Source organism: Pseudoalteromonas sp. CH_XMU1449-3 (genome assembly GCF_037027245.1).
GTDB lineage: Bacteria > Pseudomonadota > Gammaproteobacteria > Enterobacterales > Alteromonadaceae > Pseudoalteromonas > Pseudoalteromonas shioyasakiensis.
Map to the genome: position 1 here is coordinate 290,588 of NZ_JAYMDY010000003.1, position 15,694 is coordinate 306,281.

Genomic DNA, 15,694 nt, shown 5'->3' on the forward strand with positions numbered 1-15,694 from the left:
ATGTTTATAAAAAATGCTGCTTTTGTCTTTCGGTCAGTAACTTACACTGTGTCCGTTTGCCAAAAAAACGATAACGATGACGGCCAAGCCAATCATACATACGATCGCGAATGCATTTTGGCAGTAGCTTGAACACCTTAGCCAAAGAGAATGGAAAACCTAATTGAGTTGCGATAAATAACACAGCGTCACTTTGTTTGTATAGCTGGTTATTATCAATGACTACCATTGAGGATAGTGGATCGTCAACTTGATACGCCTTTAGTAAACGCTCACCTTTATGGCTTTGCATGGGGCATAACTTAAAGGTTATTTGCTTATCAAAGCGAACAATAAACTGAACACAAAAATGGCACAGATTGCACTGACCATCAAATAAGATGACTGGGCAGTGAGTTTGCAAGATTAACCGCTTACCTGCACAACTTGTTTTCCGGTAAAACCACCAGCAAGTTGTTTATTTAAAGCAGTTGAAACAGCCTCGGCGGTAAAATCAACAGCATGGATTTGTGGTAGTTTGATCTCACCACGGGCTGCATTATCGAGTAATAAATTTCCCATAAAACTCAGCTTTTGCTGCGCACATAAGCTATTTGCAAGCCACGCTCCGCCTAACGATACAATGCCAATATTTGGTGCGCGTCTAAACATCAGTTCTTGTTCAAACTTAGGTAATTCATTTAAACAAGCAATACGGCCACAAAAGCGCATTAGCTCAACGTTACGAATAGTGGTATCGCCACCAATACAATCAAGCACTGCATCAAAGCCTTGCGGACCTAATTCACGGCGAATTTTATCTTCAAGTTTTGGGTCTTTGTAATCAAATACCACATCAGCACCTAATTGCTTAAGTAACTTATGATTGTGTTTGCTGGCAGTGGTAAACACGGTTGCACCACGTTGCTTGGCAAATTGAATAGCGAATTGGCCAACGCCGCCTGCACCTGCATCAATAAACAGTGAATCCCCTTCGCTTAGCTGCAACTTATCAAGAGCAATTAATGCCGTCATACCTGAACAAGGTAAGGTTGCAGCGTCTGCCGGTGAAACGTTATCTGGTACAACCGATACTGCATAGTTTGGTACCGTTGTGTATTCAGATAACACACCTTGGTCACCAAGACTGGCGTGCCATACGACACGTGCACCCACACCTGGGAATACACCTTTATTTGCCTGAACAACCACACCAACAGCATCATGGCCTAATACATGAGGGTAATGCCATTTACAAAAACCTTGTTTTGCAAAGTTGGCATCACCATGATTTAAACCCACATATTCAACTTTAATCAAGAGCTCATTGCCTTCAGGGCTCGGTACTGGCACAGAAAGCTCAGATAACGCAATCGCGTCATTTGGCTCAAGCAGTGCCAGCGCGCGCATTGTTGACGGAAGTTCTGTAGTTTGTTGAATATGTGACATTGAATACTCTGGGTTAAAGGTTGTTTAGTTCAAAGCTCCAGCGACCATTAAACGCTTGATAAGCACTTACTTTGGCCTGTAACGAAGCAATTGTTGAATCAACAGCGTTCTCTTGCGCTATTAAAACATCCTGTCTCGCATCTAACAACTCTAAGTAAGGAATTTGTCCTTCTTGATACATTGCTTGAGCTTGACCAAATGCTTTATTCGCATAATTAAAACGCTGATCAGCATAACTTAACTGTTGCTGCTGTTTGACTAGTCTTTGTAAAGTAAGTTCACTATCGCTAATGGCTTTTAATACTTTACTTTGATAGTCACTGTAAGCGGCTTCACTTAAAAACTGCTGTGCATCACGCTGCGCTAATAATGCAGGATAGCTGAGTAATGACCATTCAACTTTTGGCGTTACTTGCCATTGTTGCACGGTATCTTCTAAGCCATTACTGGTTAAGCTCACCACACCTGCAAACCCTGCCAGACTAATATCTGGCAGTAATGCTTTTGAGGCGGCAACACTTAGCGAATAAGCCTGACTAAACTGATACAAAGCACTGGTAATATCTGGTCTGAGAGCCATTGCTTCACTTGCTTTAGTAAACGACACGCTAAATTCGTGGCTGAGTAACTCAGGCTCTTCTATCAAAGTTATGTCGCTTGCAAGTCGACCAGTTAGCACCGCAAGGGTTGCGAGGTCACGATATTGCAAGTAACTAAGCTCAGGAATAAGCGCTTGTTGCTGTTTTAACTGCGCAAGAGTACGGTTAAGATCAAGCTCATTCGCAACCCCCTCTTCTACTCGCGCTTTGAGCACATCTATACTTTGCTCGAGCGCCTCGATTTGCATCTCAATGATAGCTTGCTTTTGTACATTACCTTGATAGCTCACATAGCCCTGTACCACAGCTGAAACCACTTCAACCTGTAATGCTCTTAGCTGCTCTGCTTGGTTTAATGCACCTGCATTAGCTGCATCCACCAGCGCGGTAATACGGCCAAACAAATCAAGCTGCCAATTAACATTAACACCAGCGTTTGATTGGCGCGTAATAACACCATCTAAGCTGCTGCGCTCTGCGCCTACGCTTAGGCTGCCCTGCGGATAATAATCCGCGCGGGCTGCACCTAAACGGGCAATGGCTGCATCAAGTTGAAGTTGACTGGTTTTTAGGTCGTGATTCATTGCTAATGCATCAGTCACTAAATTGTTTAACTGCGGCGAATCTAAACGGCGCCACCAATTATTTTCGCTCGCACCTTCGTTTTGTTCACCAATTTGTGTATCGCTAACAAATTGTGTCAGGCTCACTTGCTGCTCTTGCATATCGACGCTTTGTGCGCAGCCTGCCAGTGCTCCGGCTAACAGCATTGCACTAACTAGTTTGCCGTGTTTAAAGATTGCTTGAAGAGGCTTATGCATCATGTTGCTCCTTCTGCGATTTTTTAGTTACTAACATATAAAACACCGGGGTGAACAATAAGCCAAACACGGTTACACCAATCATGCCTGAGAATACTGCGTTACCCATGGCATGACGCATCTCTGCACCTGCACCAGTTGCTAAAACAAGGGGAACAACACCTGCTGTAAAGGCAATTGACGTCATTAAAATTGGACGAAGTCTTAAGCGACACGCTTTAATAATGGCTTCAAGGTGAGACAGCCCCGTTTTATGCTGATCTCGTGCAAATTCAACCATCAAGATGGCGTTTTTGCTTGCCAGTGCAACCAGTACGATTAATGCAATTTGCGTGAAGATGTTGTTGTCATCACCAACAAGCCACACACCTAACAAGGCCGAGAAAATCGTCATAGGCACAATCAAAATAATAGCCAGTGGTAATCTTAAGCTCTCGTATTGCGCAGCAAGTACCATGAACACAAGTAATACAACCAGTGGGAAAACATACACCATGGTATTACCTGCTAATATTTGCTGATACGTTACTTCTGTCCATTCAAACTCGATACCATTTGGTAATGTATCGGCAAGGATTACTTCAATCGCATGCTGTGCTTGGTCTGAGCTATAACCTGGCGCAGGGCTACCATTTAATTCAGCTGTTGGATAACCGTTATAGTGCATTACACGATCTGGGCCTGTTGTAGGCGTGACAGTTAATACAGAGCCTAATGGCACCATCTCACCCATACGGTTACGTACCTTAAGATTCAAGATTTGATCTGGATCTTGACGGTAATCGGCATCAGCTTGTGCATTAACCTGATAAGTACGACCAAACAAGTTAAAGTCATTGACGTACACAGAACCTAAGTACACTTGTAAGGCATTAAATACTTCATCAAGTGGAATACCTTGAATAAGCGCTTGCTCACGATCAATGTCGATATCCATTTGTGGAACTTGAATTCTAAAGGTTGAGTATAGGCCCATTAATGCAGGGTCTTTCTGCGCTTTAGCAATGGTTGCTTGTAAGCTATTAAAGAGTGCCTCAAAGCCTTTGTTAGCACGGTCTTCAATTTGTAGTTTAAAGCCACCTGTTGTCCCTAAACCTTGAATTGGCGGTGGCGGGAATACCGCAACAAACGCTTCATCAATAGTCGCAAACCTTTGATTTAACTGAGCCGCAATTGCCATTGCTGACATACTCGGATCTTGGCGCTCTTCAAAAGGTGCAAGTGGAGTAAACATAATGCCGCTATTTGGGCTATTTGTGAAACCATTCACCGATAAACCAGGAAACGACACTGTGTTTGCAACACCCGGTACTTGTAATGCAATTTGTTCCATTTCTTGCACGACTTCTTGAGTTCTGTCTAAGCTTGCCGCATCAGGCAACTGTGCTACAGCCACTAAATATTGCTTATCTTGCTGTGGGATAAAACCACCTGGTACTGCATCAAACAATTTAACTGTGCCACCAACAAGCGCAACATACGCAACTAATACAATTACACTCATACGAATTAGCTTTTGTACCAGCTTTTCGTAGCCATTAGCGCCTTTATCAAATAAACGGTTAAAAGGTTTAAACAGCCAGTTACCGAATACGCGGTTTAATAACTTAGTTAAGCGATCTGGTTTTGCATCATGGCCTTTTAGTAACAGCGCCGATAACGCAGGCGATAGTGTTAACGAGTTAAACGCTGAGATAACCGTTGAAATAGTAATGGTTAATGCAAATTGCTTATAAAATTGACCAGATAAACCTGTAATGAAAGCTGTAGGAATAAATACCGCACACAGTACGAGTGCAATGGCAATAATTGGGCCTGTTACTTCGGTCATCGCAACACGGGTTGCTTCGAGGGGTGATAAGCCCTGCTCGATATTACGCTCAACGTTTTCAACTACAACAATGGCATCATCAACAACAATACCAATGGCAAGTACCAAGCCGAATAACGATAAGGTATTAATTGACACACCAAGCCATTGCATTACCGCAAACGTACCAATCAAAGAAACCGGTACCGCAATAAGCGGGATAACCGATGCACGCCATGTTTGTAAGAACACCACTACAACAATAACCACTAACGCGATTGCCTCTAGTAGCGTTTTAATAACAGCATCAATTGAGCCGCGTACGAATACAGTTGGGTCATAAACAATGTCGTATTCAACACCAGCCGGAAAGTCTTTTGATAAACCTTTCATGGTTTCACGCACTTGATCAGAAAGCTCTATCGCATTTGACCCCGGGCGCTGGAATACCGGCATAGCAAGGGCTGGTTGACCATCTAACATCGCTCTTAGTGCATAAGTGTCTTGGCCTAATTCAAGGCGTGCAACATCACTTAAACGTGTAAGCTGACCTTGCTCACCTACCTTGATGATCACATTTTCAAATTCTTCTTTTGAGCTTAAGCGCCCTTTTACATTCATCAGAATTTGAAATTGATTACTTTTCGAAGTTGGTTGTGCACCTAAACTACCCGCAGCTACTTGTTGGTTCTGCGCGCGTAATGCATTTACTACGTCCATGGCTGTTAAGTCACGTGCAGAGAGTGCATCTGGGTTAAGCCAAACACGCATTGAGTACTGACCACCACCAAACATACGAACATCACCCACACCTGGAAGACGTGCAATTTGGTCTTTGATATACAAATCAGCATAGTTCGCTAAGTAAGTTGTATCATGCGTTTTTTCAGGTGAATATAAATGCACCACCATGGTTAAATCTGGTGATGATTTTTCAGCTACAACACCTAAACGCTGAACTTCTTGCGGTAAGCGTGGTAGTGCACTATTTACACGGTTTTGCACTTGAACTTGTGCACGGTCTAAATCAGTGCCTAATGCAAAGGTTACCGTCAACGTCATGCGACCATCACTGGTTGCTTGCGAAAACATATACAACATGTTTTCAGTACCATTGATTTCTTGCTCAAGCGGCGTCGCCACTGTTTCAGCAATTACCGTTGGGTTTGCACCCGGGTAACTTGCCGTCACAACAACAGTTGGAGGCACTACCTCTGGGTACTCACTCACTGGCAATTGAAATAACGAGATTGCCCCTGCGATGAGAAAGATAAGCGACAGCATCGCTGCAAAGATGGGTCGCTGGATAAAAAAGTGTGAAAATTTCATTTTGACCTACTGTTTAGCAACCAAATCTGAGTGATTATTTGAAAGAGTGAATGCAATTCCATCGCTATTAATAGTGACTGTGTTTGGTGAAATAGGCATACCAGGACCAACACGCGCCGGGCCATTAACAGCAATCACATCATTTTCGTTTAGACCTGACGTAATCGCTCGTAAGCTTCCGTAACGCTCACCCACAGTCACTAATTTATATTCAAGAACATTGCCTTCACCTACGGTAAGTACAAAGCGATTCTTTAAATCAGTACCAATTGCACGTTCTGGCACGATGACTTTTTCGCTCACTTTATTGGCAGCAAGTTTGATACGAGCAAATGAACCTGCACGTAATTGTTGTTCATCGTTTTCAAACACTGCACGTACACGAAGAGTGCCGGTAGTTTCGTTGATTTGGTTATCAATGAAGTTGATTTTGCCATTGTAGTTAAAGCTGGTTTGACCCACTTTTTGCATCACAACCGCTTGTTCACTTTGCGCTGTCACATCAGCAAATGACCGATTCCACGTACGCTCATCAATATCAAAATAAGCATACATTTGCTGGTTTGAAACAATGCTTGTTAATACGCTTTGACCTGCAAGAACATTGTTACCTTTGGTGATATTCGCGCGAGATACAACGCCATCAATTGGCGAACGCACTTGCGTAAATGCTAAATCAAGCTCAGCGGCAGTAAGCTCAGCTTGTAGTGCTAGCAATTGTGCTTCGCGTTGTCTTAGTGTTGATTTACGAGACTCAGCTTGCTCCGTTGAAATCGCTTTTCGCTCTGTTAAGCGATCTGCGCGTTTTGCTTCACTTTTAGCTTGCTCAAGTGCTGCCTTAGCACTTTCGATTTGTGCCTTTAAGCTATCTACTACGGCAGCAAATGGACGAGCATCAAGGGTGAAAAGCAAATCACCTTCTTTAACGCTGTCACCTTCTTTAAAGTTAATTTTATCGATAACACCCGAAACTCGCGGCATAAGCGCAACTTCTTGTGGAGCCTCTAAACGCGTTGTATAGGTGTGCCAATTTTGTACCGGCTTAACAAGCACTTGTGCTACATCGATTGGTTGTAATTGCTGTTGCTGCGCTGCTTGATTGGCTTCTGTGCCACATCCTGCAAGCGTTAAGCTCGCAATGGTCACTGCCACTGCAAGAATAGATTTGTTCATCACGACTCTCCTGTTGATAGATTGGAGACAATGTTACGGAACTAATTAGCGGATAAAAATGATAGATTTTTAAATTCATTAATGCCAGAATGGCACCAATAAAGTTTAAGGAACTGCTATGGATACCACCAGCCGCTTATTAATGTTGCTTGAAGTGATTGAACGAGGCTCATTTGCCAAGGCCGCAGAGTCTAGAAATATAGACCGTTCTGTCATTTCAAAACAAATTAGCCGTCTTGAAGATGAATTAGGAGTGCGTTTACTTAATCGAACCACGCGCTCTTTTTCGTTGACTGCCGCTGGCGCTGAAATGGTAAAAAAAGCAGCTGAACTGAGAGATTTGTTATCTGATACCGTAAGACTTGCAGAGAATTACCACCAAGAACCCCGTGGTACTTTAAAAATTACTTCATCAAGTATTATCGGTAAGCGTTATATTCAGCCTGTAATTAATGACTTTCAAAAACGTTTTCCGCAAGTTGAAGTAGAGCTTCGTTTAGACGACAGACTGATTGATTTAGTATCAGAGGGCTATGATTTAGCGTTTCGTGTTGGCGAACCAAAAGACTCGTCATTCATTGCTCGTAAAATCGCCCGCAACCGTATGTTACTTTTAGCCTCACCTGAGTTCATCGAAACATACGGTATGCCTAAACATGTTGAAGACTTAAAAGAATTACCTGCTGCTAGCTATTCAAGCCCAAGTAAACGCATTGGCGGTATTCGTTATCGTAATGCCGATGGCGATATTATTGAACAAAATATCAAAAGCGTCTTTCGTGCGAACGATGCCGAAGTACTTTTGATGAAGGCTATCTCAGGCAATGCTTATGTGCTAGCACCGGCTTTTATTCTTGATGATGAAGTTAAACGTGGCGATCTCGTACCTATTTTAACCGATATGGAATTACTCGATTACAGTGCGGTGTATGCAGTTTACCCACACAGAGACTTACCAGTAAGAACACGTTTATTCTTTGATGCTATGCGTGAATACATAGGCAAAGATATTCCAGTGTGGGAAGCAAACATCCCTGACTTTGACACTATGTACAAAGGCTAACTTGCTAAGCTTGAATAGCCACTAACTCGCTTTATTTTGTTTGCTTAATTCATAAGCCGTTACCACTCTATTTCGGCCTTGCTGTTTTGCTTGGTATAGTGCATCGTCAGCACGCTTAATAAAGTTTTTTAGGGTTTGATTTGGCATGTAGCAAGCCACACCAATACTAATAGTCAAATTAATAGCTTGCTCGTCTATGTTGTGGATGGTTGTTGCTAAGTGCTCGCGCAGCATATCTGCAAATTCATAGGCACTTTGCGGGTCGCTGTCAGGTAAGAAGATAGCAAACTCCTCACCACCAATACGAAAAACATAGCCTCTGTTAATGCGCTGCCTGAAGAAACTGGTTACTTCAATTAAAATGCGGTCGCCCACATCGTGGCCGTATTGATCATTAATATTCTTAAAGTAATCAAGGTCTAGCATTAAAATAAACAAACCATTTTTGTTTTTTAGCTCAACTTCAAAATAATGGGTCATCGCTAAGCGGTTACCTGCCCCGGTTAAAGGATCAAGTAAGGCTAAGTTTTCGAGCCGCTTACCGTATTGTGCACGACTATTCTCAAAAGTATGAGACACCGCCCATATACTGATGTAGGTAAACGAAAAATTAAGTAAAAAGTTAACACTATTGAGAGGTTCAAGACTTGGCTTGGTTAATAGAATAACACCTTGTAGCACAGCCACTATCAGCGACAAAACTTTGCCGTATTGTTTACCTAATAACAGATAAAACAAGACCGGTAGTGAGCAAGTCCAAATAAACAACAAACTTTTAATGTCGCTGAGATACGTGCCTAACGTGATGAGTAGCGATAAGAAAACGCACAATGTGAGTGATTGCCAAAGATGACCATTGCGTTTTCGAGTATAAAAAAAGATATAAAAACAAAACGATGCAAAAACGACTTCTAATGCCCCAAGAACAAAAAAGTCATTAATAAAAAGATTAAAACCAGCGAATATTCCTGCAAGTACACCAAGACAAAAGCCCATCCATTTAAGAACGTTATTTCGTAATGCTTGAGTGCCTCTTAGCGCCCCAATATCCATCAGGTTTCTCGTTATTGTTTAAGTTGCCTAATTTTAACGCGAAACAAGAATTATAGGAACAAATTATTAAGCAAACTTGCATAAAAATGCAAACGTTTACATAAACACCAGAAAAACTAATACTTTTTAATTTTGATTTTCAAATCATAAAATGTGCTATGAGGTACAAGATGCTAACAGGAAGCGATTTTACAGCGCGTCCAAATACAGCGAGCACCTAGCAGCTAATCATTAATCAAGTCACTGACCTCTTCAATTAACTCATCAAACTCATCGTGAATGTTACGACGTTGTTTTTCGGTTAGCGTAGGCTTTAGCTCCAATAGTAAGTTAACGTAGTTATCGAGATTTTTATCATCGGCGGCAACTAACTCATCGCTCATAAAGGCAAAACGATCATTAATAATAACAGCAAGTTGTTGGTTAAAATCTGCTGGTTTTTGCTTTTGCATAAACAGCGTTTTTAATGTATCTAAACGCTTTTGTTTGTATTGCATCCACAGTAAAAATGTACTGACTCGAGTATTTGATGAGTTCTCTATCATTGTTTGTTGCTGTGCAGATAGCTTGGTACCGAACCACTCTTTATAGTTTTCAAGGTTTTCTTCTAAACGTTCTTTTTTATGTTGCTCAGGCGATTTCTCTTCGTGTTCTTTGTACTCATCGTTAATGTTTTCTTGCAGTGCAGCAACAAACTCAACTCGCTGTTCATATGAAAGAGAGTTTGCTAAATCAATAAGTTCAGGCTCGATTTTATCAACCAGCGTTTGCCAATGCTGCTTTGCTTGTACGAAGTGTGCTTTAAGCTCGTTATGATCAACTTGCTTATCTAACATGGACTTTAAGCTTTCAAGATCACGTTTGTATAAAGGGAGTTGTGTTTCTCGATGCCAATCGCGGCTGGTTTTGACGATATGCTTAAATTTATCAGTTTGGTCACTGTTGAGATCGACATAGTCATCAATCCAAAATCCTGATAACCAGCCTAAGTTATTGTAAGTGAAGCTAGGAGAACACCCAGCAACGGTGAACAACAAACTAAATACGATTAGATACTTTGATAGCTTTTTCATTGTAGTTTTTTCAAATCCTGTTTCAAAACAAAGTAAACATACCACCGAGAACAAATATTCAGCAATAGCAATTAAATGAAATTAATTATCATTTAAGTATTGACGAACAGCTAAACCTAAGTAATAATCGTTATCAACAACTTGGTTAGCTAAACTATTCTCACAGCAACATCAAACTGTTAAAGGCTTTGATGCTGTTTAACCAAGTTAGTTCAAGACGTAACTCTTGATTGTCACCTGTTTCCTCGACCCAAACATAGACATAAAACGTTACACTTTACTTGCTACATTGCTCATATCGGTGACGGTAGATATGACACGAAAAAGCCCGCTACGGGCTTTTTTTATTTCTTTAATTTTTCTGTAAAATCTGTATCTTAAGCCTACTTGTTAATTGCAAAGCTTGCCGCTGTCTATAAATTGGGCATTTGCAGCTGTTGGGTCTAAACTAAAAGTGATGTTTTGCTCAGTGGCTGTTTGGCAATGCATTTTATCAATAGCTCAATGCTTTGTTATTGATACCTAACACACATTTGGAGGCAGACTATGATCAAGCCTAATTTTAAATCACTATTGCTCGCTAGCACGTTAATCTTGTCACCTTTAGCAAATGCCAGTCTTGAAGATGCCCAATTAGCGGCAAATGAAGGTCGTTTTGAAGAAGCGCTTCATGAATTTAATTACCTTGCAGACAGAGGTTATGCCCCTGCAATGTATGAGCTTGCTAAAATGTACGAAGGTGGCTTTGGTGTGCAACGCGACTACCGTAAAGCAGCAGAGTTGTACGAAAAGGCAGTAAAAAAAGTACATGCTGATTCAATGTTTGCATTAGGTGTACTTTATCAAGAAGGTAAAGGTGTAAAACTTGATAAAGAAAAAGCAATTTCATTATATGAAATGGCATCACAAAAAAATCACCCGGCAGCTCAGTTTAATTTAGGGGTTATGTACGCCATTGGTGAAGGGGTAATCCAAGATTACCGTACAGCGCTCAGCTGGTATCAAAAAGCGGCAGCAAATAACTTTACTCTTGCTCAGTTTAATATGGCATTGATGTATTACGAAGGTTTAGGTGTTCCTAAGAACCTCGAGAAATCATACATTTGGAATACCATTGCTGAATACAACGGCAACATGGATGCAAGCCATAGCCGTAAGCTTGATGAGCGCAATATGATGCCTGCAGAAATTGAAGCTGCAAAAGAAAAAGCAGACGCGATTTATGCAAAAATTCAGGCTGGTTTATACGCACCTGACGGGCGTCTGTAAATACGCATAGTACTTGCGCTTAACGGCGCAAGTACATCCATTTTAATAATTTGATCAGCAACTTATTTTGCTTTAACAATAAGCTGGTACGTGGATTAAACTTACCTGATACCAGGGTATTTCGTGCATGGCTAAAGGTTTTAAAGCCCTCAATACCATGATAGTGCCCCATCCCAGACTCACCAATACCACCAAATGGTAACTGATCGGCTGTTACTTGCATCAATACATCGTTAATTGCCAATGTACCACTTCTGATTGATGAACTTAACTTACTTATTTTGTCTTTGTCATGACCCAAAATATACAAGGCAAGAGGTGATGAATCGGCATTGATGGTGTCAATCACCTGTTGCAGTGATTCATAACTCATAATTGGCAGTAAAGGGCCAAAGATCTCATCTTGCATTACCCGCATATCGTCATTTAGTTGCGTTAAAATATGCAAACCCATGCGATGTTTAAGTTCATCGACTTGATGCCCTTCTATTGGCTCGAACACTTGAGCCCCTTTGTCTTTTGCATCATTTAATGTCGCAATTAAACGTTGATATTGCCTATCAGAGACAATCGAGGTGAGGTTTTTACCTTCAACACCTTGTTTAAAGTGCTTTTTATAAAGCTCACTGAGTTGCAGAACTAACTGATGCTCAAGCTTTTTGGGCACAAACACATAATCAGGCGCGACACATATTTGCCCTGCGTTGTTTAACTTGCCAAATAACAGAGTTTTTGCAGCCTCTTTGATATTCACATCATCAAGAATCACAACCGGTGATTTACCGCCTAACTCAAGGGTCACTGGGGTGAGGTTTTTACTGGCCGCTTGCATCACTTTACGCCCTACTGATGTTGAGCCAGTAAATAGTAAATGAGCAAAAGGTAAATCACAAAACGCCGCCGCGGTGCCGGCTTCGCCTTCAACAATAATACAGTGCTCAGTAACGTCACCGTCCATTATCTGCTTAATAACAGCATTAGTATGTGGGGTAAATTCGCTTAGTTTTAACATCACGCGATTACCCGCCGATAATGCGCTAAGAGCCGGTACTAATGCTAATTGAATGGGGTAATTCCATGGCGCAATAACACCCACGACCCCTTTAGGTTGGTAATGAATATGTGCCGATGAAGGCCATAAACTGATACCCACACTGCGTGATTCGTTTCTTGACCATTTGGGTAAGCGCTTGATGATGTCGGTTAATGATTTTACCGTTGGCAGTAAATCACCCAGTACTGTATCGAACTCAGTACGGTAACCAAAGTCTTTGCTTGTTGCTGCAACTAGGGCTTGCTCATTTTCAATTAGGCGGGATTTAATCGTTTTTAACAGCTTTATACGCTGATCAATAGCTAAATAAGGCTCGGCCATAAAAGCATCGTTGAGTTTTATAAATTCACTCTGTAATTGTGCGTGTATATCTGTCAAAACATCATCTCTTGATAAACGATTTTAGCCACTATAACTAGCTAAATTTATCTGAGCAACTTTATAAATGTAAAAACAGCGCTCATAGTGAGCGCTGTTATTGGTTGGAATAGGTTGAAAACTTAAAGGCTTAACTAAAAACCAAATACCACTGCGGCAATAGTCATAGTAACTACAGTGATCATCGCAATAGCAATTATGTTCAGTGCAAAGCCAGAGCGGATCATATCGCGCATTTGAATTTGCCCAGAGCCGAACACTATTGCATTAGGCGGTGTCGCAACTGGCATCATAAACGCACAGCTACACGCAATAGCCGCTGGAATGACCCATACCAGCGGTGTACCAAATACTGACTCAGCAACTGGGCCTAATAGTGGTAAGAAACCTGCCGCTGTAGCTGTGTTACTAGTGATCTCAGTTAAGAAAGTAATTAAGGTTGCCACTGCTAGAACACTTAACACCAATGGAATTGCACTCGCCCCTTCAATCATGTGAGCAATGTATTCAGCAAGACCAGATGATTTAATTTGCGCAGCCAGTGTTAAACCACCACCGAATAGTAGTAACACGCCCCACGGTACTTTAGCGGCACTTTCCCAATCAAGAATACGCTCACCATCACCTTTGTTTGCCGGTAACACGAACAATAATAATGCTGCAGCAATAGCAATACCCGTATCAGAGATTTTTAAGCCCGATAAGTCGGCAAGTACAGGTCTGAAGATCCAGCATACTGCCGCTAAAACGAAAACGGCTGCTACGCCTTTTTCAGCGCGCTGCATTGCACCAAGCTCTTGTAACTGCGATAGGAATAACGACTTAGTATCTTTACTTGCTGCTTTGGCACAATCGGTATCTACTTTATAAGCAAACTTAGTTAACCAAACCCAACATAAAGCCAGCATAACAGTTGCAAGAGGTACACCTACTTTCATCCACTCAGCAAAGCCAATATCAATTTTGTAGCTGTCTGATAAATACGCAGCCATAAGTGCATTAGGTGGGGTACCAATTAAAGTAGCAATACCACCGATACTTGCACCATAAGCGATTGATAATAACAACGCTTTACCAAATTGATCATTTTCAGGGTTAGACTGTTTAACCAACATAGTAATCGACATAGCAATTGGTAACATCATCACAGCAGTTGCTGTATTTGACATCCACATTGATAAAAATGCCGTTACTAACATCATGGCTAAAATTTGTAGGCTTGGCTTAGTACCAGCACGAAGCATGGTATTAAGTGCAATACGCTTATGTAAACCCCAACGCTCCATCGCGATTGAGATCAAAAAGCCGCCTAAGAATAAAAAGATCAAAGGGTGTGCATAAGGTGATGCGACCCCTTTGATTGCTGCAATGCCAGCAAGAGGTGATATAACCAGTGGCAATAATGAAGTAGCAGGAATTGGCACAACTTCGCTTACCCACCAAGTAGCCATCCAAAATGCAAGGCCTGCGGTACGTAGTGCTGATACACTCATACCCGCTGGTGGATCAATTAAACACGTTAATAACATTACTAATGGGCCCAGTAGTAACATCACTGTGCTCATTAATGGGCGTGGCTGTGAGCCATCTTTTGTTTGATTTACTAATGACATACCGACTCCTTAGAACTTGTATTTAAGGCCAATTGCAACGCTGTTGTCTGATTCAAGTTCTAAATCTAAATCAGTATAGAATAAGTATGCTGTGGTTTGTTTATCAAAAACATAGTCAACACCTGCTGTCCATTGTTTACCTTCTTCAGCATGGCGAATTTTTGAGTCGTCTTTAACATATTGCAGCTTAGGTACCCATTTATCGATTGCATAGCTTGCGCTAAGTGCATAGCCATTGCCTTCTTTCGTACCGTCGGTTGATTCGCTGCGCTGGAATAAACCCGCTAACTGTAGGTTATCAAGTTTCCATGCTGCAACAATACGGCTCGCTGTTAACTTATTAAGTGCATCAACATGGCTGATAGCAACATAATAGTCTTTAGATTTTAATGCACGGTCACCATAAATAACCGTTGCCGCAAAACCATCTTCATCGTTGCTACTGTCATCTTTAGGTGCATAAGTTAACGCAAGTGATGCGCCACCGTATGTTTTTGAGCTGTAGGTAATGGTATCGCCGATACGGTCTTGACCTGGGATCAACTGAGCAATATCTGCTTGGGTTTCGTTAAAACCGTCGACTTTACCTTCTGAGTATTTAAAACGAGTGTCGTTACGACCGACAACCACTTCACCAAAATCACCTGCAAGGCCTAAGTAGGTATTACGAGCTGAAAATGGCTCGCTGGTATCGTCATGTTCAAAGCCTTTTACTTGTACTTCGTATTTGAATACTGCTTTAAGCGACTCAGTTAGTTTGTGGCTACCTTTAATACCAATACGAGAAAAAGGTGCTTCTATTTGCGTACCTTCATCTGCATAGCGCATAACGCCTGTATCTGTGTTTGCTATTTGAACTTCTGCTTTACCGTATACCGCGTAGTCTGCTGCCATTGCTGAGCCAGCTGTGCTCGCTAAAATCACAGCCGCCGCTACGCGTGTTTTTGTATGAGTGAATATTGTTGTCATTATGCGCCCCTTATTAGGTTCAAATTGTTGTTCCTAACTATTAAGGCAAGTTGGTTGCCAAC

12 protein-coding genes are annotated in these 15,694 nt (G+C 41.6%); 2 read left to right on the plus strand and 10 right to left on the minus strand.

Translation table 11 applies throughout. The features are described from left to right. Positions 1-4: 4 nt before the first annotated feature. From WA256_RS06205 to WA256_RS06225, 5 genes are read right to left on the minus strand one after another with little or no spacing between them, the layout of a single operon-like run. The gene (locus WA256_RS06205) at positions 5-403 is read right to left on the minus strand and encodes a thiol-disulfide oxidoreductase DCC family protein (protein WP_335989804.1); all 399 of its coding nucleotides are present in this window, start codon (positions 401-403) and stop codon (positions 5-7) included. Between the two features lie 2 nt (positions 404-405). Continuing rightward, positions 406-1,428 carry a zinc-binding dehydrogenase gene (locus tag WA256_RS06210; RefSeq protein ID WP_335989806.1) on the minus strand — a complete coding sequence of 341 codons (1,023 nt, stop codon included), beginning with the start codon at positions 1,426-1,428 and terminating at the stop codon, positions 406-408. Positions 1,429-1,441: 13 nt separating this feature from the next. Then, complete coding sequence (locus tag WA256_RS06215) at positions 1,442-2,848, minus strand: TolC family protein (RefSeq protein ID WP_335989861.1); 1,407 nt, start codon at positions 2,846-2,848, stop codon at positions 1,442-1,444. Next, positions 2,841-5,987 (minus strand): efflux RND transporter permease subunit, encoded by a 3,147-nt coding sequence (locus WA256_RS06220; protein ID WP_335989808.1) that lies wholly within the window; start codon positions 5,985-5,987, stop codon positions 2,841-2,843. Before WA256_RS06220 ends, WA256_RS06215 begins: the two co-directional genes overlap by 8 nt. Positions 5,988-5,993: 6 nt before the next feature. Beyond that, positions 5,994-7,160, minus strand: coding sequence for an efflux RND transporter periplasmic adaptor subunit (locus WA256_RS06225; protein ID WP_062565532.1), 1,167 nt, complete (start codon positions 7,158-7,160; stop codon positions 5,994-5,996). 118 nt (positions 7,161-7,278) lie between these two features. Here WA256_RS06225 and WA256_RS06230 point away from each other — a divergent pair, with 118 nt between their 5' ends. Further along, entirely contained in the window at positions 7,279-8,223 is a 945-nt protein-coding gene (locus WA256_RS06230; RefSeq protein ID WP_055199166.1) for a LysR family transcriptional regulator, read from the plus strand. 21 nt (positions 8,224-8,244) lie between these two features. Here the strand turns inward: WA256_RS06230 and WA256_RS06235 are convergent, their stop codons facing one another. Together WA256_RS06235 and WA256_RS06240 are read right to left on the minus strand one after the other, a co-directional pair. After that, positions 8,245-9,276 carry a GGDEF domain-containing protein gene (locus WA256_RS06235; RefSeq protein ID WP_250660630.1) on the minus strand — a complete coding sequence of 344 codons (1,032 nt, stop codon included), beginning with the start codon at positions 9,274-9,276 and terminating at the stop codon, positions 8,245-8,247. A 224-nt stretch (positions 9,277-9,500) separates the two neighbouring features. Then, complete coding sequence (locus WA256_RS06240; RefSeq protein WP_335989813.1) at positions 9,501-10,349, minus strand: DUF6279 family lipoprotein; 849 nt, start codon at positions 10,347-10,349, stop codon at positions 9,501-9,503. 546 nt (positions 10,350-10,895) lie between these two features. Here WA256_RS06240 and WA256_RS06245 point away from each other — a divergent pair. Continuing rightward, a complete protein-coding gene (locus tag WA256_RS06245; protein ID WP_335989815.1) occupies positions 10,896-11,618 on the plus strand; it encodes a tetratricopeptide repeat protein in 723 nt (240 codons plus the stop codon). A 19-nt stretch (positions 11,619-11,637) separates the two neighbouring features. Here WA256_RS06245 and WA256_RS06250 read toward each other — a convergent pair whose 3' ends face one another. The 3 genes from WA256_RS06250 to WA256_RS06260 form a co-directional block, all read right to left on the minus strand. After that, a complete protein-coding gene (locus WA256_RS06250; protein ID WP_335989864.1) occupies positions 11,638-12,993 on the minus strand; it encodes a coniferyl aldehyde dehydrogenase in 1,356 nt (451 codons plus the stop codon). 191 nt (positions 12,994-13,184) lie between these two features. After that, positions 13,185-14,615 (minus strand): SLC13 family permease, encoded by a 1,431-nt coding sequence (locus WA256_RS06255; RefSeq protein WP_240701534.1) that lies wholly within the window; start codon positions 14,613-14,615, stop codon positions 13,185-13,187. A 57-nt stretch (positions 14,616-14,672) separates the two neighbouring features. Then, positions 14,673-15,632, minus strand: a complete 960-nt coding sequence (locus tag WA256_RS06260) for a porin (RefSeq protein ID WP_063528897.1) — start codon at positions 15,630-15,632, stop codon at positions 14,673-14,675. Positions 15,633-15,694 lie beyond the last annotated feature (62 nt).

What these genes read in the sequence shown, in the direction of transcription:
- WA256_RS06230 (WP_055199166.1), top strand. Translation starts at nt 7,279, where the DNA reads ATGGATACCACCAGCCGCTTATTAATGTTGCTTGAAGTGATTGAACGA.
- WA256_RS06210 (WP_335989806.1), bottom strand. Translation starts at nt 1,428, where the DNA reads ATGTCACATATTCAACAAACTACAGAACTTCCGTCAACAATGCGCGCG.
- WA256_RS06250 (WP_335989864.1), bottom strand. Translation starts at nt 12,993, where the DNA reads ATGGCCGAGCCTTATTTAGCTATTGATCAGCGTATAAAGCTGTTAAAA.
- WA256_RS06255 (WP_240701534.1), bottom strand. Translation starts at nt 14,615, where the DNA reads ATGAGCACAGTGATGTTACTACTGGGCCCATTAGTAATGTTATTAACG.
- WA256_RS06240 (WP_335989813.1), bottom strand. Translation starts at nt 10,349, where the DNA reads ATGAAAAAGCTATCAAAGTATCTAATCGTATTTAGTTTGTTGTTCACC.
- WA256_RS06260 (WP_063528897.1), bottom strand. Translation starts at nt 15,632, where the DNA reads ATGACAACAATATTCACTCATACAAAAACACGCGTAGCGGCGGCTGTG.
- WA256_RS06245 (WP_335989815.1), top strand. Translation starts at nt 10,896, where the DNA reads ATGATCAAGCCTAATTTTAAATCACTATTGCTCGCTAGCACGTTAATC.
- WA256_RS06220 (WP_335989808.1), bottom strand. Translation starts at nt 5,987, where the DNA reads ATGAAATTTTCACACTTTTTTATCCAGCGACCCATCTTTGCAGCGATG.
- WA256_RS06225 (WP_062565532.1), bottom strand. Translation starts at nt 7,160, where the DNA reads ATGAACAAATCTATTCTTGCAGTGGCAGTGACCATTGCGAGCTTAACG.
- WA256_RS06215 (WP_335989861.1), bottom strand. Translation starts at nt 2,848, where the DNA reads ATGCATAAGCCTCTTCAAGCAATCTTTAAACACGGCAAACTAGTTAGT.
- WA256_RS06235 (WP_250660630.1), bottom strand. Translation starts at nt 9,276, where the DNA reads ATGGATATTGGGGCGCTAAGAGGCACTCAAGCATTACGAAATAACGTT.